This is a genomic window from Pararobbsia alpina (assembly GCF_902859895.1).
Taxonomy (GTDB): domain Bacteria; phylum Pseudomonadota; class Gammaproteobacteria; order Burkholderiales; family Burkholderiaceae; genus Pararobbsia; species Pararobbsia alpina.
The window spans coordinates 47,845-69,969 of the sequence record NZ_CADIKM010000013.1 but is presented as its reverse complement, the minus strand read 5'-3'; the positions used below and the strand labels follow the sequence as shown (position 1 = coordinate 69,969).

Here is a 22,125-nt window from a genome sequence, read left to right as displayed (position 1 = left end):
GTTCAACAGCCGCAACAGCCCACGTCTTGGAAAAGGGCCTGCGCAAGCTTAAAAGCCTGCCACGCGACATTTGATTCGGTGTGTGCTCCAGATCTGAAAGATTGCTTCGTCGACTGTGTCGGACGAATGTCTCGAATTCGCGCTCGCCAGCACTTGAATCAGGCCGCTTGCACGTGAAAAGTGCGGTCTGCTCTTTAGTAGTGCGACGCTCACGCGTTTGACCTCGGCAATCGATATGACGCCCGCATGCGGTTACCCGTGCATTGCGGATTTGCATCAATCGCGCTCAGGACGAATGGGTGGGGATCTCGGCTGATACGCCAGCGCGGGCACACCGCTGGTTCACGCTCGCGTCGCCACTGGCCTGCATCTTGCAGAGTCTGGCGCGCGCGGAGATAGCGCTCGTTCAGCGTTGTGTTGACCCGGACCCATTTATGACACGAATTCTCGACTCACTCAAAAGCGGTAATTGGCGCGCGCTGCTGGCATGTTTTCTCTATTTCGACACAGGCTTCACGGTCTGGGTGCAGTTCGGGCCGCTGGCCCCGTTTATCGGCAAATCGATTCCCGTGACACCGGCCGAGGTTGGCCTGCTGGTCGCGGTGCCGGTCTTGTCCGCCGCGATCCTGCGCGTGACGATGGGCAATCTCTATCAATCGCTCAACGGCAAGGTCGTCGCGCTGATGGGCATCGCGCTGTCGGCGATCCCGGGCGTCGTGCTGCTGGCGATGCCGGGTGTCGCCTCGTACGAACTGCTGCTGATTCTCGGCGTGTTTCTCGGCGTCGGCGGCGGGAGTTTCGCGGTGGCGCTGCCGATGGCGGGGAGCAACTATCCGGTGAAAGTCCAGGGTCTCGTGCTCGGGCTTGCCGCAGCCGGAAATATTGGTGCGGTGCTCGACGGCTTCATGTTTCCCGGTCTGGCCCAGCACTTCGGCTGGCAAGTCGCGGCCGGCGCGGGCCTGCCGTTTCTCGCGATTGCCGCGGCGGCGATTCTCCTCTGGGCGAGCGACCGCGGCGAGAAGTCGGGCAGTGTGCCGCGTTCCTTCGCCGCATTTGCCGTGACGCTGGTCGGTCTCGTCGCGCTCGTGATGCTCGTTCATGCCGGCATGCTCGGCGCGGGCAAAACGGGCGTGCTCCTGTTGCCCGTGCTCGGCGCGCTGATCGCGATCGCCGTGCTTCCCGCCAAGTACCGCAAGGTGCTCGGCGAGCGCGACACCTGGGTCATGATGCTGATCTACGGCATCACGTTCGGCGGCTTTGTCGGCATGGCCTCGTATGTGACGACGCTGCTGACCACGCTCTACGGTCTGAACAAGATCGATGCGGGGCTGTTCATGTCGCTACTCGCGTTTATCGGCGCCATCGTGCGGCCCGTCGGCGGCCTCGTCGCCGACCGCATATCGGGCGTGCGTGCGCTGACCGTGCTGCTCGCGTGCATCTCGGTGGCGGATTTTGCATTCGCCATGCTGACCCCGGGCCGTACGCTCGGCATTGCGCTGCTGCTCGTGATGTATGTGTGCTTCGGCCTGGGCAACGGCGCTACGTTCCAGCTCGTTGCGCATCGCTGGAAGGGCAAGACGGGAATCATGTCGGGTGTGATCGGCTGCGCGGGCGGCATCGGCGGCTTCTATCTGCCGGTCGTGATGGGCATGGCGCGCGAAAGCACCGGCAGCTATCAGCTGGGCTTTGCGACCTTCGGCGCGATCGCGGTGCTTGCGTTCGTGAGCATTCTCGTATTGCGCAACCGGTGGCTCGAGTGGGCCCTCTCCAGCAACGAGCGTCCGGCAGCCGGGAGTCTTGCGTTACCGGTCGTGGCGGATCACTAAATAGAACCTGACGCGTCAACGCGTGACGCGTCGTATCCAGTCGCCGTGTACGCGGGCCACTGCCTCCGCCGAGCCTTCCACGCGCGTCGCGATTCCTTCCTCATTCCGTTCGAAGATCATGTCGATCCGATACGGACCGAAATCGAGCCGGCGCACGGTCAGGCTTTGGACCCCCGTCGGCAGCCGCGGCCGGTCGATCGTTACCCGATGCGCCCAGCCGTCGATCGTGATGCCCAGGCAAGCCTGCACGAGCAGCAGCGCGGACCCGGCCGACCATGCCTGCGGCAGGCAGGCCACCGGATAGCCGATCGGCGGCAGGCCGGGTCGGCGCGGGAAGCCGCAGAACAGCTCGGGCAGCCGCATGCCGAAGCTGAACGCCGCATCGAACATCTCTTCAAGGATCTCGATCGGACCGTTGAGGTCGCCATATCGGCGCATCCCCAGTGCGCACAGCGCGGTGTCGTGCGGCCAGATCGAGCCATTGTGATAGGACATCGGATTGAAGCGCGTCTGCGATTGAGCAAGCGTGCGAATGCCCCAGCCCGAGCGGAAGCAGTTGTCGCCAAGCCGGTCGACCACGCGCGCGGCGCGATCTTCCCGGGGCAGTCCGGAAAACAGCAGATGCCCCGCATTCGACGCTTCGACTGCACAGAGCTTGCCGGCCCCGTCCAGCGCGATGCCGTAGAAGCCCTTGTCCTCCATCCAGAAACGCGTTTCGACGATCTCGGCGAGCGCGCGCGCTTTCTCGGCCCACTGGGCAGCCCGTCCATCGTCACCGCGTTGCGTGGCGAGTTCGCTCATCGTCAGTAGCGCGCGATAGGCATAGCCCTGTACCTCGACCAGGGCAATCGGTCCGGTCGGCAATGAGCCGTCCGCATGAAACACCGAGTCTTCGCTGTCCTTCCAGCCCTGGTTGGCAAGGCCGGATTTCTCGCCACGCGCATAGTCGACCAACTTGTTCGGACTGGCGTCCATCACGCCTTCGACCCAGCCGATCGCGCGTTCGAGCGCGGGCCAGAGTTCGTCGATCAGCTCGCTGTCGCCGGTTCGCGCGACGTAGGCGCCGGCGAGCACCACGAACATCGGCGTGCTGTCGACGCCGCCGTAGTACAGACCGAAGGGCAGTTCCTTGAGCGCGCACATTTCGCCCTTGCGCGTCTCGTGCATGATCTTGCCAGGCGCCGAGTCCCGGAACGACGAGGTTTCCGTGGCCTGGCGACTCGCGAGGAAACGCAGCACGCCGCGCGCGATACCGGGGTCGAGCCAGAGCGTTTCCATCGCCGTCACGATGCCGTCGCGGCCGAACGGCGTCGAGAACCACGGAATGCCCGCATAGGGATAGGGGCCCGTCGCAAGGTCACTCGTCAGCAAGGCCAGGTCGGCACGCGACTGATCGAGCCACTGCGTGAAGAGCGGTGTCTTGCTGTGCAGCCATGCGCCGTTGAGCCGGTGGGCACGCATCGCAAGCCGCGCATGCGCGCGGGCGCGGCGATAGCGGCGTGCATTCGGGCCCTCGTCGTGCGCGACATCGGTATCCGGGCCGACTTCGATGAACAGCGAGAAAACACCGCCGGAGGGCAGCTTTACCGTGTAGTCGGCACGATTCGGTCCGAGCCGTTCGGGCGCTTGCGAGAACGCGACCGTCGAGGTGCGTTCGAGTCCGTCGAGACCCCAGTAGGCGAGGCGCACACTGGTCGGACGGATCGCGGGCGCCGACAATTCGCCGCGCCGCTTGCGCTCCGAACCGCGGACCTCGAACATGTCGCGGAAGTCCGCGCCGAAGCTCACGGTCAGCGGCATCGTCACGGCCAGGTTGCCGAAATTGCGGCAGGTGATACGTTCGAACAATCGCGAGCGCCACAGAAAGCGTGCGCGCTCGACATGGATCACGCCCTCGGGCGCCATGGTGCCGCCGAGCTCGGGCAGCGGCCGGTTGGTCATATGCGCCGTGAACACGACGTTGTCGCGGCCCATCGCGGCCGACAGCAGCGACGGCGCGCGCGGGCCGAAGCCCAGCCGGAACGACGAGAGCATCCGCGTGTCGTCGTGAAACAGCCCGTCGCGATTGCCATAGACGTCGCCGTAGGCGTCGGCGACCATGAAGGTGTCTTCGTGCTTGAGTGCGAACGTCTGCGACATGGCAGGCTCCGTTCGTTCAGTAACGACAAGTGCCGGATCGGCGATCGTCGCAATGTCATCGACCTGCTTCATGATGAAAAAGCCTCCTGATCCAAAGTCATGGCTGAAGCTTAGCGGAATTCGCCGCCGGATCGTCGTATGGCGGGGTGGCGGTACGCTCCGCATGGAGACCGCGTGCCGGTGAAACCCCGGGCACAAGCCTGACGAGCGTAATTTCCGATGGTGCGAACAGCCGTTTCGGCGGCCCCCAGTAGCCGGTGCCGCGGCTCGTGTAGACCCACAGCGAGCGCATCTTGTTCAGACCGGCTGTGAACGGTTGCTGGACCCGCACGAAAAAATTCCACGGAAAGAACTGGCCGCCATGCGTGTGGCCCGACAGTTGCAGGGTGTAGCCCGCATGCGCGGCCTGGTCGGCGCTGCGCGGCTGGTGCGCGAGCAACACTTTGACGGGGGCGCCGGCGGGGGCACCCGCGAGCGCCGCGGCCGGGTCGCTTTCATGAGCGGGATCGAAGTGGCCGCCCGTGTAGTCGGTGACGCCCGCGATCACGAGCGGGACGCCCCTGTGGTGAATCACGACGTGTTCGTTGAGCAGCACGTTCAGGCCGAGCCGGCGGAATTCGTCGACCCATGCGTCGGCACCTGAATAGTATTCGTGGTTGCCGGTCACGAGATAGACGCCCTGCGCAGCCTTGAGGCGGCCAAGCGGCTGCGTATGCTGCGCCAGGTGAGCCACCGCGCCGTCGACGACGTCACCCGTGACCGCTATGACGTCCGCATGCAGCGCATTGACCGCATCGACGATCGCATCGACATACTTCTGCCGGATCGTCGGCCCGACGTGGATATCGCTGATCTGGGCAATCGTGAAGCCGTTGAGTTCTTCAGGCAAATGGTCGATCGGCACGTCGACCTTGACGACGGGCGCGCGGCGGCGCGCATTGCCGAAGCCGATGGCGGTGAACAGCAGGGCGAGCACGGGCACCGCGAGCGCGGAGAGCTCGACAGCCATTGGTGCGAGCACCTGATGGCCGAGCGCGGCAACGATCAGCCCCAGGACCAGCAGGATGTCGCGCAGCACGCAGAGCACCAGCAGTGAGGAAAACAGACCCATCGTCAGCAGGCCGACCCAGGCGGTGAGCGACGAGTCGTCGTTCTTTGCGCGGCGGGCCCTCATGCCGAGGGGAATCAGGACATACGAGGCCAGGAGCCAGACGATCATCACGATCTGTGCGGCCGGATAGGCGGCCAGTGCCGGCACGATTCGCACCCCGATATAGAGGTGCAGCAATGCACCGATCACCAGCGCGCGCACAACAAAGGATAAAGCCATGAACGGGACGCCAGGACAAGAGATGGTCCGATTGTACTGCCGTCACGATTTTGACCTCGTATATCGTCCCGGGCCGCTGGCCGGCGACCCGGTGGGCAGTCCTAGCGGCGATTGATCGAGCTTGTGCTTTCCATGCGCCAGAGACGGCCGAGTTCGCGAACCTGGCCCGTCACGTTGACTTTCGCCTGTAGCGGCACGTCGGCGCTCGACGGTCCGATCTGCAGTTCGAACACCCCCGGTTCGACGATCCGGCGATGCGCCGCATTGGTCAGGTTCAGCATGTCGACCGGTACGCGGAAGGTCACGCGGGCCGTCTCGCCCGCATCGAGTGCCACACGTGCAAAGGCTTTCAGTTCCTTGACAGGGCGCACGGCCGAAGCAAGTTCATCGCGGACATAGAGCTGCGCGACCTCGACACCTGCCCGGCCGCCCTCGTTGCGAATATCGAAGCTCGCGACAATCTCCCCCGTTTCGATGTCGAGTTCGCTCTGTTCGACCGACAATCCCGAGTAGCTGAACGACGTGTAGCCGATGCCATGGCCGAAGGGGTAGCGACTGCCGAAATGGAAGGCGATCGGCGTGCCGGCGCTTTTGAGCTTGTGGTTGTAGAAGTAGGGCATCGCGCCGACACTTTTCGGAACCGATACGACCAGGCGGCCCGAGGGCGATGCCGTGCCCGAGAGCACATTGGCGATTGCGTCACCGGCTCTCTGGCCCGGCGCAAAAGCCATCGCGAGCGCGGCGAGCTTGTGTTCGAGCCCGTTGAGGATGTAGGGACGGCCGCCCGTGATCACGGCGATGACGGGCTTGCCGGTGGCGACCACGGCCTCGAGCAGCTGCTGCTGGACGCCCGGCAGGTTCAGCGAATCGGTATCTGACCCTTCGCCGACCGTACCGGTCTGGAACAAGCCCGCGAGATCGCCGACAAATACGATGGCCACATCCGATTCGCGCGCGGCCTGGACGGCGGCATCGATCAGGCTCGTGTCGCGCGAGACGGGCGACTCGAGGTTCAACGTCGAGCCATCGGTGACATCGCCCGGGAACACCGGCGAGCCTGCCTTGCGTTGCGCGAGGATCACGCAGCCCGGCGCATGGCGGATGGCCGCGTCGCCATAGACCTTCCTGAGCCCTTGCAGCGGTGTGACGATCTCCGACGTTTCGGAGGTCATGTCGCTGATGATCAGGTGCACCGGGAAGCTGTAGCCGCCGACCATCGCGAGCGGATCGTCCGCGGTCGGGCCGATGACCGCGATCTTCTTGCCGCTGTCCGGCGCGAGCGGCAGGATGCCGTCGTTTTCGAGCAGCACGAACGACTCTTCGGCGACCTGGAGCGCGAGTGCCTTGGCGTTGTCGTTCTGCAGGTCGATCTTGTTTTCGTCGACGAAGGGGTTTTCGAACAGGCCGAGGCGGAATTTCTCCGTCAGCACGCGGCTCACGATCTCGTCGATCTTGGCTTCGGTGATCTGGCCGCGCGCGAGCGCTTCGCGCAGATGCGCGGCGCAGTCGTCGCCGGGCAGCTCGACGTCGAGGCCGGCATTGAACGACAGTGCAGCGGCTTCGGCCGGATCGGCGGCGACGCCGTGATGTTGATAGAGCAGGCTGACGCCGACATAGTCCGCCACGATCAGGCCGTCGAAGCCCCATTGGTTGCGCAGGACTTCCGTGAGCAGATAGTGCGAGCTGTGCGCAGGCTCATTGTCGACGTCGTGATAGGCCGGCATTACCGAGCCTGCGTTCGCCTGCTTGACCGCCATTTCGAACGGCAGCAGGAAGATGTCGTTGAGCTCGCGCGGACCGAGGTGGACCGGCGCGTGATTGCGTGCGCCTTCGCTGAAGGAATGGCCGACATAGTGCTTGAGCGTCGCGAGCAGATCACGCTTGTCGCCCTGCAGGCCGCGCACATAGCGTGTGGCGAGCACGCCGATCAGGTAGGGGTCTTCGCCGAAGGTTTCTTCCGTGCGGCCCCAGCGTACGTCGCGCGAGACGTCGAGCACCGGCGCGAGGCCCTGGTGGCAGCCCAGGCTGCGTGCTTCCGTACCGATCGCCGTGGCGACCTTTTCGATCAGCTCCGGGTTCCAGGTGGTGCCGTAGTTGAGCGCGGACGGGAACATGGTGCCGCCGCGCGTCATCACGCCGACCAGGCACTCCTCATGGGACAGGGCCGGGATGCCGAGGCGGGTTTCCTCGCGCAGGAACTTCTGCAGGTGGTTCAGGGCGCGTACGCCGCTCACCGGGTCGACGCTGTGGCTGCCGAGGGGGCGGGTGATCTGGCCCAGCCCAAGTTTCAGGCGGTTTTGCAGTTGCGCCTGGTCGCTCGCGCCGGTGAACGAGTCGGAACGGGTCCGGTGATCGCCGCTTTCCGACAAAATGAGCCAGAACGCATGCATCTGTGCGATTTTTTCTTCGATCGTCATCCGCGCCAGCAGATCGGAGACGCGTTCGGAGTTCGGGCGGGACGGGTCTTGGTACGGGTGGCTCATGGCAAGCAGGAAGTCCTCGAAGGGGCGGCGCACCGCTCTGGCAATGGCCGCAAGCAAGCTCGCCGGGCCGGATGACGGGCAAGCATAGCGAAAACACGCGCCGCCGCGATTGCGAAATTGACGATCTTCGCGCCCATTCTTTTGCGTTAGGCGCAGCGTTAGGGGGAAGCCCGCATTTGCATTGCGGTGCAGCATGGGTGGAAAATGTATCCACGCCGGTCGCCTACGGCATTGACCCATGGGGTCGCCCGTCGTCAAACGACGACCGCTCTATTCGGCGGCAACCCTTATAATCCCAGCCATGCCCAGTCCTCCGCACGCCCCTGATTACGCGCACGAACACGGCCATGACCATTCTCATGGCCCCGCCAGTGGCGTTCTGGCCGACCACGAGCAGGGGCCGCCGACCCCTGAGGAAATCGAGCGTTCGCTCGACGTGGCCGACGAGTATTGCCAGGCGCGGGGCGAACGGCTGACGCCGATCCGACGCAAGGTGCTTGGCCTGCTGCTTGCGACCGGCCGCGCGACCAAGGCTTACGCGCTACTCGATCAGATGCGCGACATGCACTCCGGTTCGGCGCCGCCGACCGTTTATCGCGCGCTCGACTTCCTGCTTTCGGCGAACCTGATTCATCGGATCGAAACGATCAATGCATTTGCCGTCTGCCATGACTTGACGCATTGCCAACACGGCATTTTGATCGTCTGCCAGGAGTGCGGGAAGCTCGAGGAACTGCACGAGCCGCGTCTTCGCAAGACGTTGATGGCCCAGGTCAAGCAGTCGGGTTACCGGCTGAGCGGCGAGGAGATCGAGCTCAAGGGTCTCTGCCCTGAATGCCAGGCACGGCAGGATGCGAAACCATCGAGCAGCGGCACAGGCGGCAAGGACGCCGCACGGGATCCGAAGCAGCCGGCCACGGCTTGATTTGGATCGACTGCGGCCGGCCCTGTCTAGGCCCGCGCCTGGGGCATCTGGCACGTGGACCTTTGCTGGAGGAGGCCGTGCGCTACGTCAGTCGGATTTGGCGTCGCGCGCCGCCTTGGGTCCGCCCGGCGTATCCGAGTAGCCGTCATCCAATGTCTTCATGAACGCAATGACGTCCCGAATCTCGGCTTCGTCGAGGGCCGGCTTCCCGCCGAGCTTGCGGTCCATGGGCGCGTCGGCGACGTCCGCGTTGTCGCGGTGACTCGGCGGCAGGTCGTCGAATTTGTCGACCTTGCCGTTCGCAAGCTTCGGATACCACTTGCGCGGATTGGTATCGCGTTCGACGTAGAAGTGCATCACGTCTTCGAGCGTGTGAAAGCGGCCGTTGTGGAAGAACACCGAGCGGGTCGCGGCGTTGCGCAACGTGGGTGACTTGAACATGCCGCAGAAGTCGGTTTCTTTCACCAGATCGTGGCGATACGGTCCGCACAGGCCGAGGTCGAAGTAGTGGGGGTCGCGGTTGGCGGGAATTTCCGGATTGCGCGGTACGCCGAGTGCGGCGAATGAAAAGTCGGCGAACTGCGCCGGGCGTCCGCCGGGGCCCGGCGAGTCCAGATGGCATTTCGCGCAATTGCCCTTGTCGGGATTGTTGAAGAGCGCATAGCCGCGCAACTCCTGAGCGGTGAAGTCGGCATGGCCCGACATCGCGGCGTCGAACTTGCTCGTGTACGGATGGAAGCTCGGGTCTTCGGTCTGGAACGCTTCGAGTGCATCGCCGGCGCGCGCGAATGCCTGGCTGGTCTGCGTGAAAATCTGCTGGCCAAAGACCTGCTTGAACGCCTCGGCGTAAGCGCTGTGCTGAATCTTCCCGACCACCGCGGCCACGCTCGCATTGGCCATCTCGTCGGTGTTGAGCAAGGGTGTTGCCGCCTGGTCGTGCAACGAGGCGGCCGCGCCATCGCGCATGAAGCCGCCGGTCGGGCCTTCGTCTTCGGAGTCTTCGGAAGCCGGCGTATAGAAGTGACGGCTGAAGAGCGGGGTGAACGTCAGATAACGCAGCGACGGCACTGTGCGCGTGCCGGGCTGGCGCATGTCGGCGCCCCCCAGCTGCACCGCAAGGCCATTCGGTGGACCGTACGCGTGCTCGGGACTATGGCAGCTCGCGCACGACATTTTTCCCGACGCGGACAGCGATGCGTCGAAGAAGATCTGCTTGCCGAGTTCGGCCTGCGGACTCAAATGGGCCGGGTTCGCGGGATACCGCACCCATTGTTGCACCGACGTTTTGGAAACGGGCGCGGCGTGATTGACGGCCGATGGCTGCGCCATCGCCGCCCAGGCCGCGCTCATCGCGACGATCGCAATCGCCGAAGCGGTCAACCGGATCGCCGCATTGAAGCCATTTTGGATCATGTGTCTTTCTGCATCGCGTCAACGAAAAACGGCGAAACCGACTGGTTTCGCCGTCTTCCCGAATTACACTGCGGCCGCATTCTCATGCGGCGCATCCCTTCGATCAGGACGGGTTCAGAAGTTGAACATCGCCATCAGATCGCCGATCGACGACGTATTGACCGGCAGATACGGACTCTGCGACGAACTCACCGGGTTGGGCAGGCGGTCGCGGCTGCGTGCCGACAGCGGTTGCATGCGCCAGTTGCGCTCGATGAATTTCAGCACCGAGGCGTGATCGTAGTACGTGTGATCGACCATCCCCGTACGGGCGTACGGCGACACGACGATCATCGGAATCCGCGGACCGTCGCCGAAGAAATCGAGGTTCTGGATCGAGCCCGTGTCGAAGTGGCCACCCCCTTCGTCGGTGGTGATCAGGATCGCGGTATGGGCCCACAAGGTCGGGTTGGCCTGCACGTTGCCCACCACGGTCTTCAGGAACGCTTCGTAAGTGGCCGGCGCCGAGTAGCCCGGGTGGCCGCTGTCGAGGTTCTTCGGCACCACGTACGACACGGCGGGAAGCGTGTTGTTCTTGATGTCGTTCGTCAATGTCACCAGGTCGCTCAGGTTCGCCTTCAGCGACGGCGTGCCCATCACATTGCTGGAGCCCACGAGTGGATCGCCAATGACGTTGTACTGAGCGGCTTGTGCCGCGGCCTGAGCTTGCGGCTGCGTGTAACCCCCCGCCTCCAGCAGCGCCGTTTCGGTGGTGAGGTCGGCCGCGTCGCGTCCACCCGTATACCACTTCCACGACACGCCCTTCGCCGCCAGCGCCTCGGCGATCGTCGGCACGGTTTGCGGCGGGTAGTTGTAGTTGTTCGGGCCGATCGGCTGCAGATTGCCGTTCAGGTCGAAGCCGGGGTTGTAGTTGTTGACGAGATAGTACTTGCCGGCGTCGCAATTGCTCGCAACGTGTTTTGCCGAAAGGAAGCTCAAAATTGCACTGACGCCCGGTTGGCTCGGGTCGGAACAATTCACATACGAGCCGCCTTCATAGCCGTCGGCCGAGTAGAAGTTCGGCGTCTGCGCCAACGGGTTCGGGTTCTCGATCTGATTCGCGGGTGGCGTCGCGATCGTGCCGGACGTGTTGTAGAACGGAAGGTCGCCGGTCGCAATCGAGAAAAAGTTCGCGCCCGTACCGCCCATGATCGACTGGTGGTAGTTGTCGCTGACAGCGTAGGTTTGCGCGAGCGACTGGAAGAACGGCGCGTCGCCGGTCGACATATTCATGAAGCCCATCAGCTCGCCGCCTTGCGACGGATTCGCGGGCGTAATGCCCGTCGTGTCGCCGCCCTGTCCGACGGTGGTGGCGACCCACGTGAACATGTCTAGCTTCGTGTTGTCGCCGCCCGTTTGTTGCCACATCTGGAAGAAGCGGTGGACCGGATCGCCGGTCATCTGATACAGCGTCAGATACGGTGAGAATGCGGTGTTCTCCGCGGCGTACGGTACGTACTTGCTGATCTGGAACGGGCCGTTGGGCAGAGGCGGGGTGAAGCGCAAGTCGGGGACCCCGGTGCCGACCGATTGCGTCGCCAGGTTCTCGATGCCGATCTGTTCCGGTTGCGGCAGTGTCGGGAATGGCGTCGAGCGCGTCGGGTTGATCGTATAGGTGGTTTGCGTCGTGCCCTGGTTTTGCGCGGCGGCGGAGAAATTCGGGCCGGCCGTGCCGTCGGCGTTGATGATGCCTTCCGACAGCAGGTTCTTGACCGTCTGCCCGGCCGGCGCAACGTAGCCGCCGAACAAGCCGTCGAAGGTCTGGTTTTCGCCGACGATGACGATCACGTGTTGGATCGGCGTGGTGGTCGGGCCGCTGGCGAGCGCTTGTGCCGAAGCAACCGCGGTCGCGGACATCGGGCCGGATACCGCGCCGGTCGCCGGGATCGTGACCTGCGTGCGGTTGCCGTCGGTGCCTGCGGAGACCGTGCCGGTATGGACCGTGAAGTGCGCGATATCGAACAGGGTGTCGAGCGGGTTGCTCGAGTTCGCCTGGTACGGCGTACCGATCGGGTCGGCGACTGCCGTCGAGGGCACATTGAACGCGGTGAACAGCGGTTGCAGCACGCTGGCGACGTCCTTGTCCGCCTGCCCGATGCTGTTTGCCGAAATCTTCGCCGATGCGATCTGCGCGGCCGTGGGCGCTCCGGCCAGCACCATGCCCAGCACGCGTTGCGTGATCAACGAGGTGAACGGGTTCAGATTCGCAACGCCCGTCCCCGGCGTGCCCGATGCGGGATTGAGCACCGCCGATAGAGTCGCGGGCGTGCCGTCGAGGTCATTGAACGGCGCGGTCAGGATGAACGGCGCTTTGCCGCTTACAGCGACGGTGAACTTGCCGGTCGCGTCGGTTGCGTTTGACTGCGTCGTTTTGCCTGTGCTGTCCGTGACAGTCACGGTCACCCCGATGAGCGGCAAGCCGGTTGCCGCTACGCCCGTCACGTTCATGACGGAACTGTTGGTGGAAGTAGCACTATCGGGACCGCAACCGGCGAGCGACAGCAGCGCTGCCGAACAGGCAAGCGTCAAGGCGCGAATTTTCATGAGTGAGGTGTGGTCTTTGAAGCGATATGGTTTTAGATTTTTTTGTCAAAGGTTTGACCCCGCGCATACTCGCAGCGGCGTATGACAGCTTCGTGATAAAAAAATATTTTGACCGGGATTCGTCCGAGACATGCTGAAGTGGGTAGATGACCGCAGACGTTCGATGACAGATGCCGTGATCGTTTACTGACTGCCAGCACGAGGTTTTTGAAAGGCCGCGTAAGGGACGGACATCACATCTCACGCACCAGCCGCCGCGTGCCGCGTGGGTGCCGGAAGTATTCTTACTAAATGCCGACAGTAAAAAACTATTTAATCTCCGCTCAAGTTCTGTTTGAACTTGCCGTAGTTAATTCAGGAACGGTTAATTGGTCAATGCGGCAATCGGATTAATGGCAATGCGAAAGGCATGGCCGAGATGATGAAGGCTGTCAACAAGAGATACGTTGTTTAGCTAATTTAGTACCGCTGTATTTGCAGTCTCGCAACAGTTCTTCTGGGGTATACATGTCTTCGAGTAAAACAGTTGTTTCACTGCAGACCCGCATCGCCTTCACAATGAGCTTTCTTGCGATGCTGATGGTGATTATCGGTGTATTGGGTTTGACGGGCACCTATCGCGCCGACCGCTCAAACCGCGACACGTACCAGAACAAGCTGACTGCCGCAACCAATATCGGTAATGCGGAAATCTATCTTGCCCGCACGCGTCTTGTGCTTGATCGCGTCGCGCTGCATCCGGAAGATCCTGGCGCCGCGGCCCAGGTCGAGCGCGCGACCGGCTTCTTGCGCGATTCCGACGCGTGGTGGCAAAAATTTGTCGGGCAGGTCCACGAGGCCAACGAAGCGAGCCTGATCGGCGACGCAACAGAGCGCCGGCACGCTATGCGCGAGGCCGTGGCGGCTTTCGTCGACGCTGTCAAAGCAAGCAACCGGGAGCAAGTCGACAAGATCGCGATGACGCAGCTCAGCGCACTCTACAACGACATGAGCGCGGCCAACGAGAAAGTCAAACAGACGCTCTACACGAACGCCAGGAACAACTACGGCGAGGCTCAAGCCAGCTTCCACACATTCTTTTCCCTGTCAATCGCGATGATCCTCATTGGGACTGCCGCGGCATGCTGGAGTTGGATTGCATTGCGCCGCGCGATCATGCGGCCATTGAACGAAGCGCTCGGGCATTTCCAGGCGATCGCCTCAGGCGATCTGAGCCGCCCGATCGTCGTTCGAACTAACGACGAAATGGGTACCCTCCTGCACGGCGTCGAGAGCATGCAGGCGAGCCTGACCAAGACGGTACGCGCCGTGCGCAGCAGCAGCGACGCAATCGCCACGGCCACGCGCGAAATCGCGTCAGGCACGATGGACCTGTCGTCTCGAACGGAAGAACAAGCGGCGTCCCTGCAAGAAACCGCAGCCACTATGAACCAGTTGACGGCGACGGTGAAACAGAACGCGGAAAGCGCGCGCACTGCCAGGTCGCTGGCCGACGATGCATCGATTGTGTCCTCGAAGGGGAACGACGAGGTCGATCGCGCGGTCGGTGCGATGGGCGACATCGGTGTCAGTTCCCGCAAAATCGCTGACATCACCGGGATCATCGAAGGCATCGCGTTCCAGACCAATATCCTTGCGCTGAACGCGGCCGTCGAGGCTGCGCGAGCGGGTGAGCAGGGCCGGGGTTTCGCGGTGGTGGCATCCGAAGTACGGAGCCTCGCGCAACGTTCGGCGACTGCAGCGAAGGAGATCAAGGACCTGATCGCCGCATCGAGCGAGACCGTCACGCTAGGCAGCCAACTCGTCGCGAATGCGGGCAAGACGATGGGCGATGTGCTGCATGCCGTGCGACAGGTCAGCGACATCATGAACGAAATTGCGGCAGCGGCCGCAGAACAGACGACCGCTATCGAGCAGGTTGATACTGCCGTCACCCAAATGGATTCGATCACCCAGCAAAACGCCGCGCTCGTCGAGCAGGCGAGCGCGGCAGCACAGGCGCTCGACGAGCAGTCGAGCCAGTTGCACGCCTTCATCGACGTGTTCAAGGTCGCATAGAGCCTCTCCCCCGCAGATCTGCCAAATCAAGCCGCTGAACATCATGGTCAGGCCGCTTACGCTGCTGCCTGCCGCGATTGCTCACGCATCGTCGATGCATTGCCATGGGCCGCTGCTTTCAAGCACGACCCTCCGGCATTGCCAATAACTCAATAAAACGGAAAATCAGGATGACGACTTCCAAGGACAACAGTCGACGCTCATTTCTCAAGAGGACGATCGCTATTGCGCCCATCGCGACGCTCTCGACGTCCGCGACCGCGTTACTTGCTTCGGGCGATGACCACCGCGCGTTGAGCGCTCCTCCGCCCAATCAGCCTACAGAGGACCACTACCATCCGGGCTACTTCACCGCTGAAGAATGGGCCTTCGTGAATGCCGCCTGCGACCGGTTGATACCTGAAGATCACGTGGGACCTGGCGCTGTCCAGCTGGGGGTGCCGCAATACATCGATCGTCAGATGCAGACGCCATACGGCGACGCATCCCGCTGGTACATGGAAGGCCCGTTCCTGCAGGGGGCACCCGAATTCGGCTACCAGTCAAAGCTCACGCCCAAGCAACAGTACCGACTCGGAATCCGCGCGATCAATGCGCATTGCCGCAAGAACTTCGGCGGCAAGACATTCGCTGAACTGCCGCCCGCGCAACAGACCGATTTCCTGAAGCGGATGGAAGCGGGTGAGATCAAGGACGACTTCAAGCTGAAAACGTTCTTTAGCGACTTTCTGCTCAAGAACGTGATGGAAGGGTATTTCTGCGATCCCATGCACGGGGGCAACAAGGGCATGGCGGCGTGGAAGATGATCGGGTATCCCGGCGTGCGCGCCGACTACCTGGAATGGGCGGTCGAATCCGGGCCCTATCCTTATGGCGCGGTGAGCATGTACGGAAAGCGAGTCTAAGAGAATGGCAACGATCAAGAAGAAACACGTTGATGCGGTAATCGTCGGCTTCGGCTGGACCGGCTCCATCATGGCCATTGAACTCGCGAACGCGGGTCTCGACGTCGTGGCACTCGAGCGCGGTGATGGCCGCGACACGATTCCGGACTTCGCCTATCCGCAGATCACCGACGAAGTCAAATATTCTGCGCGGCAGGCGCTGTTGCAAAACCTTGCCAAGACGACTGTCACGGCCCGTCATGCGAAGGACGATGTAGCGTTACCGTATCGTCAGATGGGCTCGTTCAAGCCGGGTGAAGGAGTCGGCGGCGCGGGTACACACTGGTCCGGCGTTCAGTCTCGGGTGAGTCCCGATGAGCTGCGTCTGTACAGTCGGGTCAAGGAGCGGTACGGCGAGAAGTTCATCCCGCAGGACATGAACCTCCAGGACTGGGGCATCACGTACGATGAGCTCGAGCCGCATTTCGACCGGTTCGAGTATGTGTGCGGTACGTCGGGGAAAGCGGGCAACATCAAGGGCAAGCCAGTCCCGGGTGGCAACCCGTTCGAGGGTTATCGCTCCCGCGAGTATCCCTTGCCGCCGCTCGTTGATCACCCGACGGGTCGCCTCTTTGCCGCGGCTGCGAGCGGCCTTGGCTACAAGCCCTTTCCTCTGCCCGCGGGGAATGCATCAGGGGCTTATCAGAACGAATACGGATGCCAGTTGGGTCCGTGCAATTTCTGTGGCTTCTGCAGCGACTACGGCTGCCTGAATTACTCCAAGGCGTCGCCGCAAACGACGATCATTCCCGCGCTGCTGCGCAAGCCGAACTTCGAGCTGCGCGTGAACGCGCACGTCCTTCGCGTGAACCTCGACAGCACCGGCAAGCGAGCGGTCGGCGTGACTTACGTCGACGCCGAGGGCAACGACGTGGAGCAGCCGGCGGACATGGTCATCCTCGCCGCGTTTCACCTCCACAACATCCGCCTGATGCTCTCGTCGAAGATTGGCACACCGTTCAACGTCGAGACGAACGAAGGCGTGGTCGGCCGCAACCTTTGCTATCAGTACATCAACAGCGTCAATATGTTCTGGGACAAGGATGTCTACATCAATCAGTTCATCGGTACCGGCGGGGGCGGTCAGGTCATCGAGGAATTCAATGCCGACAATTTCGATCACGGTCCGCTCGGCTTCATCGGCGGCGGAGTGATCTGGGGGCGCCAGACCGGCAACGGGCCGGTTCGCGGTATCCCGCTACCCAAGGGCACGCCAAACTGGGGAACCGAGTGGAAGCAGGCAGTGGTGGACAATTTCGTTCATACCGGGCGCATTGAGTCGCAGTGCACCAGCCTTGCGAATCGCGCCTACTTCGCCGACCTCGATCCCACGTACAAGGACGCCTACGGCACACCACTCCTGCGTCTTACGTTTGACTGGCAGGACAACGACCTTCGATCGGCGGCCTACGTTGGCGGCAAGATGATGGAGATCGGCCGCGCCATGAAGCCCAAGAGTATTTCAGGCCGTGTGTTCAAGCCGGGCATGCACTGGGATACTCGCCCGTACCAGAGCACCCACGTGTGCGGCGGGACCCCGATGGGCGCGGACCCCAAGACCAGCGCGGTCAACAAGTACCTGCAAAGCTGGGACGTGTCGAACGTGTTCGTGCTGGGCGCGAACACCTTCGCGCATGGAATCGGCTACAACCCGACAGGCCTGGTCGGTGGTCTCGCGTACTGGGCGGCGAGCAATATCCGCTCGCAGTATCTGAAGAATCCTGGGCCGATGGTTCAGGTTTAAGGGGGACACAATCATGCGAAAAATCCTGATCCCCGTCATCGCCATCGCGCTTATTGCCGCCGGCTGTTGGGCCTCCACGTGGAGCAAACCCGTCGTGAACGTGGCTGCGGAAGTCGCGGCTCGCCGAGGCGATCCGGTGCACGGTGAGTACCTCGCGCGCGTGGGCGATTGCATGGCTTGTCATACCGCAAAGGGCGGCACGCCTTTCGCGGGTGGCTATCCGTTCAAGACCCCGCTCGGCACGATATATTCCAGCAACATCACTTCCGATCGTGTGCATGGCATCGGAGGATACACGTTCGACGACTTTGTGCTTGCCATGCGAGAAGGCGTGGCAAAGGACGGCAGACGTCTCTATCCGGCCATGCCCTATACGTCCTATGCGAAGGTCAGTGACGCCGACCTCAAGGATGTGTACGCGTACTTTACGAGCAGGGTCGCCGCATCGGACACGGCGAACCGGCCTTCGGATATCGTCTGGCCGCTCAGCATCCGCTGGCCGCTGGCATTTTGGGACCGTGCCTTTCATGATGACACGCGGTTCCAGCCTGTCGGCTCCCAGAGTGTCGAGTGGAACCGAGGCGCCTATCTCGTGCAGGGTCTGGCTCATTGCAGCACGTGCCATACACCGCGCGGGATGGGCTTTCAGGAACTCGACCTGACTGGCAAGACGTCGCTGTTCCTGTCTGGAACCTCGCTTGACCACGCGTCGCCGATCAATTTGCGAGGCGATTCCGGTTCCGGACTGGGCGACTTGTCCGTGGCCGACATCGCCACCTTGCTCAAGACGGGACGCGGTCCGCACTCTGCTGTGACCGGTCCGATGGGCGAAGTGGTCGAGCACAGCACGCAGTATCTGGCGGATGCGGATTTGCAGGCAATCGCGGTCTATCTGAAAAGCCTCTCGGCCCGGCAGCATGACGCCGTGTCGTACCAGCGGTCCGATGCGACGTTCAAGTCAATCATGGCGGGTACCGCGACGGGTCATGGCGCGAGCATCTACCTTGACAGTTGTGCGGCATGTCACAGGCCGAACGGAGAAGGCGCATCACGGGTTTTTCCCGCGCTCGCCAACAATCCGATGGTGTTGGCCGTCCATCCGGACTCGCTGATTGCAGTGATCCTGGAGGGTTCGCGTCTGCCTTCGACGGCAAACGCCCCCGCGCCGCTCGCGATGCCGCCGTTTGCGTGGCGCTACGACGATGAGCAAGTCGCGGAACTCGCAACGTTTGTACGATCGAGTTGGGGCAACCATGCGGCTGCGGTGACGGCTGATCAGGTGAAAGGCATACGCGACCATCTGAACCACTAAGATCCAGTCAGTGCGATGTGAGGGGCCGGTCGCCGAACATGGGGTTCGGCGACCTCTTCAATACACCCGGGCGGAGCGTTTCACGAGACCGATCCCGTGAGGGGTGGGCGTAAGGGCTTCTGTAGCTCAGGGCGTGTGATGTCGTTGGAACGAAATCGTTGTCGATAGTCAGCCGGACTGATACGAAGCCGTCGCGTGAATATCCGCCGAAGCGCGTCGACACTTTCGAAGCCGCATTGCTTGGCGATTTCGCCCACTGAGTGATCCGTGCTCTCGAGGTAGCGGCGGGCAGCGTCGATGCGGGCGTCGTTGAGGAAAGCGATGAGACTGACGCCACATTCCTTGCTGAAAATTCGCGAAAGATTACGCGGACTCATGGCCAGCCGCTCCGCAAGCGAGGCCATTGTGTGATTCAGATGCAGGTTGTCAAGCAGGTACTGCTGAAGGTTCTGGATCTGCGAATCGCCTGCTGCCTGCATCTCGAGCAGGGGACTGAACTGCGACTGACCGCCGGCTCGACGGACGTAGACAATCAAATACTTTGCGACGTCGAGGGCCATCTTTTTACCGAAGTCCTCCTCGATCATCACCAGCGCCAGGTCGATTCCGGCCGTCACTCCGGCAGTGGAATAGATGCCACCATCCTTGAGATAAATCAGGTCGGGTTCAACCTTCGCTTTCGGAAACATGGACGAGAGGCGTGCGGCGTCCATCCAATGCGTCGTTACGGTCCGGTTGTTGAGCATGCCGGCTGCGCCAAAAGCGAATACGCCGTTGCAGATCGCCGCAATCCTTCGGCAGCTCGTGTGCTGTCGCACGAGCCACTCACTGAGTGTCGAGTCCTCCAGGACCTGGAAAATGCCCAGGCCGCCCGGGAGGATCACGGTGTCGAACGGCGGACAAGGATCGAAAATCGTACGGTCTGGCACGATCGTCAGCCCGCTGGACGACGGGATGGTTCCACGCGTGGTTCCGACGGTCAGTATTTCGTATTCGCACTCACCCTTGCTGAGAATACGCACCTCTGCGAAGGCGTCCCTGGGCCCCGCGATATCCAGCAACTGGAACCCGGGGAAAAGGACCATCCCGACAGTGATTTTGCGCATAGATGTCAGGCGAACGTGAGCGAATGCTTCGGATAGCGACTTCGGGGTTTCCGGACTCCCCCTGCTCTACCGGAGAATTCCGCAACCGTGACCCCGCAGGATACGGGTTGACCCGGGTCCCTCGCATTCAGAAGCATGACACTCACGGCGACAGGAAAACTAACGACTGGCTTCGAGTTTATCGAGGCGCTTCGATCGGTACAGCACCATCGATACGAACCAGCTCGCGGCAAAGATACCAATGATGATATAGCCCAAGGTGCCAAAGTTGTCGTTTAGCGTTCCGATGGCGTCCCACACTTTGCCTTCCAGCTTCAGGTGGTCAGAAATCAGTCCCAGTGCCTCGATCGTGCCGACGAGCAACGCGACGACAACCGAGACAAGCGTGATGGTCATGTTGTAGTAGATCTTGCGAATGGGCTTGAGATAAGCCCACCCATAAGCACCCAACATGAGATGGCCGTCCAGAGTGTCGACCAGGGACATGCCTGCGCTGAACAGCGCGGGAAAGACCATCACGGCCCAGGGCGAGACGCCGTGCGAGGTCTGGCTGGCGGACATGCCCAGCAGGCTGACCTCGGTTGCGGTGTCAAAACCCAAGCCGAACAGAAAGCCGAGCGGGAACATATGCCAGCTACGGGTCACGAGGCGGAAAAGTGGGCGGAAGAGGCGGGCCAGGAAGCCGCGGTCGGCAAGAAGCATGTCAAAGTCTTCGTCGACGTATGCACCGCCATTGCGGACATGACGCCATGCCCGGACGATTGACTTCAGGATGACCAGATTCAGGAGTGCGATCGCAAACAGGAAACCTGTCGACACCAGCGTGCTGATGACGCCGCCGAGTTCCTTGTATTGGGTGAATCGCGTGTTCAGCACACTGGCGACAAATGCGACCGCCAGTGAGGCGACGACAATAATGGTCGAGTGTCCCATGGAGAAGAAAAAGCCGACGGAAACGGGGCGTTTTTTCTCCTGCATCAGCTTGCGCGTGACGTTGTCGATCGCGGCGATGTGGTCGGCGTCAACCGCATGGCGCAGTCCGAGGCCGTATGCAATCAGCGCCGTGCCGAGCAGCACGGGATGATCCCAGAACGATACCAGTGCCCAGGCCCATGCGACGACATTGATCGCAATCAGAACGCCGTATATGCCGAACAGTTTGCGTCGTACGTGGGGGTTCGATCCCGCGAGAACGTTCGAAAGTTGACTGATCATGGTGCTCATCCACAAAGTGTCGTTTGGGACTCAGGCGCGGGTGGGGCAACGCCAAGCAATTGTAGCGATTTCATGTCTGCCGGAGAAAGGACGCCAGCTTCGAGCGTCGTTTTCTCGAGCGCAAGCAGGAATCGCTCGTAGTAGTCCCATTGAGGTTGCCCGGGACAGTACCCGTCTTCCCAGTCAGCAACAGACTGAATCAGGTTCTGGCGGAAGTCTTCCCACTCGAAATACCCGGCCTTTGACAGTGAGAGGGCCAAGCCGAAAACCTGTCGCTCCCATGGCTTGTCAAACAGCAGTTTTCCCTGCAGGCGGGGAGGGGAGTCGGGTTGCCCGAGCATGCTCGACGCCGCGTATTCCTCGAATCGGGTAAACATGGTCAACCTGCCATCGCTTGTTTCTGGGCGGGGGAGGGAACCAGCGCGACGCCCATCATGGCCTCGGGTGTGATGAGCGATGCGAGTTCCTCTTCGCTCATGCCGTCTGTGCCGTCGGGGCGCTCCGGCACCACGAACCACCGGATCTGCGCGCTACTGTCCCATACCTTGACTTCGATGTCATCCGGAATCGGGACCCCGAACTCCCGGAGGACTGCACGGGGCTCGCGCACACCCCGTGCACGGAATACCGGATCCTTGTACCAATAGGGTGGCAAGCCGAGAATGGGCCACGGGTAGCAGGAGCACAGCGTACAGATAATCAGATTGTGAACGCCATTGCCATTGGCAACGGCCGCCATGTGTTCGCCTTCGGCGCCCTCCATTCCTACGGGCAATTCCATTTCGGCAATCGCTTTCGGGGTATTTTCGAGGAGCCGCTGCTTGAATGCGGCGTCTACCCACGCGCGGGCGACGACGCGGGCGCCGTTGAACGGGCCCGCGATTGTCTCGAAGTGGGCAAGGACGGCATCGACGGAGTCGCTGCCGAGGACCCCCTTTTCGATCAGCAATGCTTCAAGAGCGCGCACCTTCGCTGCGCTGGCCGCCTCACGTTCATCGTCGTATTTGAAGAGTTCGCTCATTTCGAGTTCCATATGAGAATTGGTGG

15 protein-coding genes are annotated in these 22,125 nt (G+C 62.1%); 6 read left to right on the top strand and 9 right to left on the bottom strand.

What is annotated here, in order from left to right:
* The first annotated feature begins 434 nt into the window (after positions 1–434).
* Positions 435–1,826: an MFS transporter gene (locus tag HV670_RS15190; RefSeq protein WP_175105616.1), complete on the top strand. Its 1,392-nt coding sequence runs from the start codon at positions 435–437 to the stop codon at positions 1,824–1,826.
* Between the two features lie 15 nt (positions 1,827–1,841).
* On the opposite strand, the gene HV670_RS15185 is transcribed toward HV670_RS15190, so the two are convergent.
* The 3 genes from HV670_RS15185 to HV670_RS15175 all read right to left on the bottom strand — a co-directional run bounded on the left by HV670_RS15185 (position 1,842) and on the right by HV670_RS15175 (position 7,778).
* Positions 1,842–4,037 carry an amylo-alpha-1,6-glucosidase gene (locus tag HV670_RS15185; protein ID WP_175105615.1) on the bottom strand — a complete coding sequence of 732 codons (2,196 nt, stop codon included), beginning with the start codon at positions 4,035–4,037 and terminating at the stop codon, positions 1,842–1,844.
* Positions 4,038–4,062: 25 nt separating this feature from the next.
* Positions 4,063–5,295 carry a metallophosphoesterase gene (locus HV670_RS15180; RefSeq protein WP_175105614.1) on the bottom strand — a complete coding sequence of 411 codons (1,233 nt, stop codon included), beginning with the start codon at positions 5,293–5,295 and terminating at the stop codon, positions 4,063–4,065.
* Positions 5,296–5,396: 101 nt separating this feature from the next.
* The gene (locus HV670_RS15175; RefSeq protein WP_175105613.1) at positions 5,397–7,778 is read right to left on the bottom strand and encodes a glycoside hydrolase family 3 N-terminal domain-containing protein; all 2,382 of its coding nucleotides are present in this window, start codon (positions 7,776–7,778) and stop codon (positions 5,397–5,399) included.
* A 301-nt stretch (positions 7,779–8,079) separates the two neighbouring features.
* On the opposite strand from HV670_RS15175, the gene HV670_RS15170 reads away from it, so the two are divergent.
* Positions 8,080–8,703 carry a Fur family transcriptional regulator gene (locus HV670_RS15170; protein ID WP_175105612.1) on the top strand — a complete coding sequence of 208 codons (624 nt, stop codon included), beginning with the start codon at positions 8,080–8,082 and terminating at the stop codon, positions 8,701–8,703.
* Between the two features lie 87 nt (positions 8,704–8,790).
* On the opposite strand, the gene HV670_RS15165 is transcribed toward HV670_RS15170, so the two are convergent.
* Together HV670_RS15165 and HV670_RS15160 are read right to left on the bottom strand one after the other, a co-directional pair.
* Complete coding sequence (locus tag HV670_RS15165) at positions 8,791–10,116, bottom strand: cytochrome-c peroxidase (protein WP_246257473.1); 1,326 nt, start codon at positions 10,114–10,116, stop codon at positions 8,791–8,793.
* 114 nt (positions 10,117–10,230) lie between these two features.
* A complete protein-coding gene (locus HV670_RS15160) occupies positions 10,231–12,699 on the bottom strand; it encodes an alkaline phosphatase family protein (protein WP_175105611.1) in 2,469 nt (822 codons plus the stop codon).
* Positions 12,700–13,206: 507 nt separating this feature from the next.
* Between HV670_RS15160 and HV670_RS15155 the strand changes: the two genes are divergently transcribed.
* From HV670_RS15155 to HV670_RS15140, 4 genes are all read left to right on the top strand, one after another.
* On the top strand, positions 13,207–14,757 hold the full coding sequence (locus tag HV670_RS15155) for a methyl-accepting chemotaxis protein (RefSeq protein WP_175105610.1): 1,551 nt from the start codon (positions 13,207–13,209) through the stop codon (positions 14,755–14,757).
* Positions 14,758–14,927: 170 nt separating this feature from the next.
* A complete protein-coding gene (locus HV670_RS15150; RefSeq protein WP_175105609.1) occupies positions 14,928–15,662 on the top strand; it encodes a gluconate 2-dehydrogenase subunit 3 family protein in 735 nt (244 codons plus the stop codon).
* A 4-nt stretch (positions 15,663–15,666) separates the two neighbouring features.
* Entirely contained in the window at positions 15,667–17,445 is a 1,779-nt protein-coding gene (locus HV670_RS15145) for a GMC family oxidoreductase (RefSeq protein ID WP_175105608.1), read from the top strand.
* A 13-nt stretch (positions 17,446–17,458) separates the two neighbouring features.
* Positions 17,459–18,757, top strand: a complete 1,299-nt coding sequence (locus tag HV670_RS15140; RefSeq protein WP_175105607.1) for a cytochrome c — start codon at positions 17,459–17,461, stop codon at positions 18,755–18,757.
* 80 nt (positions 18,758–18,837) lie between these two features.
* Here HV670_RS15140 and HV670_RS15135 read toward each other — a convergent pair whose 3' ends face one another.
* The 4 genes from HV670_RS15135 to nthA all read right to left on the bottom strand — a co-directional run bounded on the left by HV670_RS15135 (position 18,838) and on the right by nthA (position 22,111).
* Complete coding sequence (locus HV670_RS15135) at positions 18,838–19,842, bottom strand: GlxA family transcriptional regulator (protein WP_281362402.1); 1,005 nt, start codon at positions 19,840–19,842, stop codon at positions 18,838–18,840.
* Between the two features lie 180 nt (positions 19,843–20,022).
* Positions 20,023–21,078: a HoxN/HupN/NixA family nickel/cobalt transporter gene (locus HV670_RS15130; RefSeq protein WP_175105605.1), complete on the bottom strand. Its 1,056-nt coding sequence runs from the start codon at positions 21,076–21,078 to the stop codon at positions 20,023–20,025.
* A gap of 5 nt (positions 21,079–21,083) precedes the next feature.
* Entirely contained in the window at positions 21,084–21,455 is a 372-nt protein-coding gene (locus HV670_RS15125) for a nitrile hydratase accessory protein (RefSeq protein WP_175105604.1), read from the bottom strand.
* 2 nt (positions 21,456–21,457) lie between these two features.
* Positions 21,458–22,111, bottom strand: coding sequence for a nitrile hydratase subunit alpha (gene nthA / locus HV670_RS15120; RefSeq protein ID WP_246257471.1), 654 nt, complete (start codon positions 22,109–22,111; stop codon positions 21,458–21,460).
* Positions 22,112–22,125: the final 14 nt, after the last annotated feature.

Coding starts and splice junctions, on each gene's coding strand:
- HV670_RS15190 (WP_175105616.1), top strand. CDS start 435: ATGACACGAATTCTCGACTCACTCAAAAGCGGTAATTGGCGCGCGCTG.
- HV670_RS15185 (WP_175105615.1), bottom strand. CDS start 4,037: ATGAAGCAGGTCGATGACATTGCGACGATCGCCGATCCGGCACTTGTC.
- HV670_RS15180 (WP_175105614.1), bottom strand. CDS start 5,295: ATGGCTTTATCCTTTGTTGTGCGCGCGCTGGTGATCGGTGCATTGCTG.
- HV670_RS15175 (WP_175105613.1), bottom strand. CDS start 7,778: ATGAGCCACCCGTACCAAGACCCGTCCCGCCCGAACTCCGAACGCGTC.
- HV670_RS15170 (WP_175105612.1), top strand. CDS start 8,080: ATGCCCAGTCCTCCGCACGCCCCTGATTACGCGCACGAACACGGCCAT.
- HV670_RS15165 (WP_246257473.1), bottom strand. CDS start 10,116: ATGATCCAAAATGGCTTCAATGCGGCGATCCGGTTGACCGCTTCGGCG.
- HV670_RS15160 (WP_175105611.1), bottom strand. CDS start 12,699: ATGAAAATTCGCGCCTTGACGCTTGCCTGTTCGGCAGCGCTGCTGTCG.
- HV670_RS15155 (WP_175105610.1), top strand. CDS start 13,207: ATGTCTTCGAGTAAAACAGTTGTTTCACTGCAGACCCGCATCGCCTTC.
- HV670_RS15150 (WP_175105609.1), top strand. CDS start 14,928: ATGACGACTTCCAAGGACAACAGTCGACGCTCATTTCTCAAGAGGACG.
- HV670_RS15145 (WP_175105608.1), top strand. CDS start 15,667: ATGGCAACGATCAAGAAGAAACACGTTGATGCGGTAATCGTCGGCTTC.
- HV670_RS15140 (WP_175105607.1), top strand. CDS start 17,459: ATGCGAAAAATCCTGATCCCCGTCATCGCCATCGCGCTTATTGCCGCC.
- HV670_RS15135 (WP_281362402.1), bottom strand. CDS start 19,842: ATGGTCCTTTTCCCCGGGTTCCAGTTGCTGGATATCGCGGGGCCCAGG.
- HV670_RS15130 (WP_175105605.1), bottom strand. CDS start 21,078: ATGATCAGTCAACTTTCGAACGTTCTCGCGGGATCGAACCCCCACGTA.
- HV670_RS15125 (WP_175105604.1), bottom strand. CDS start 21,455: ATGTTTACCCGATTCGAGGAATACGCGGCGTCGAGCATGCTCGGGCAA.
- nthA (WP_246257471.1), bottom strand. CDS start 22,111: ATGGAACTCGAAATGAGCGAACTCTTCAAATACGACGATGAACGTGAG.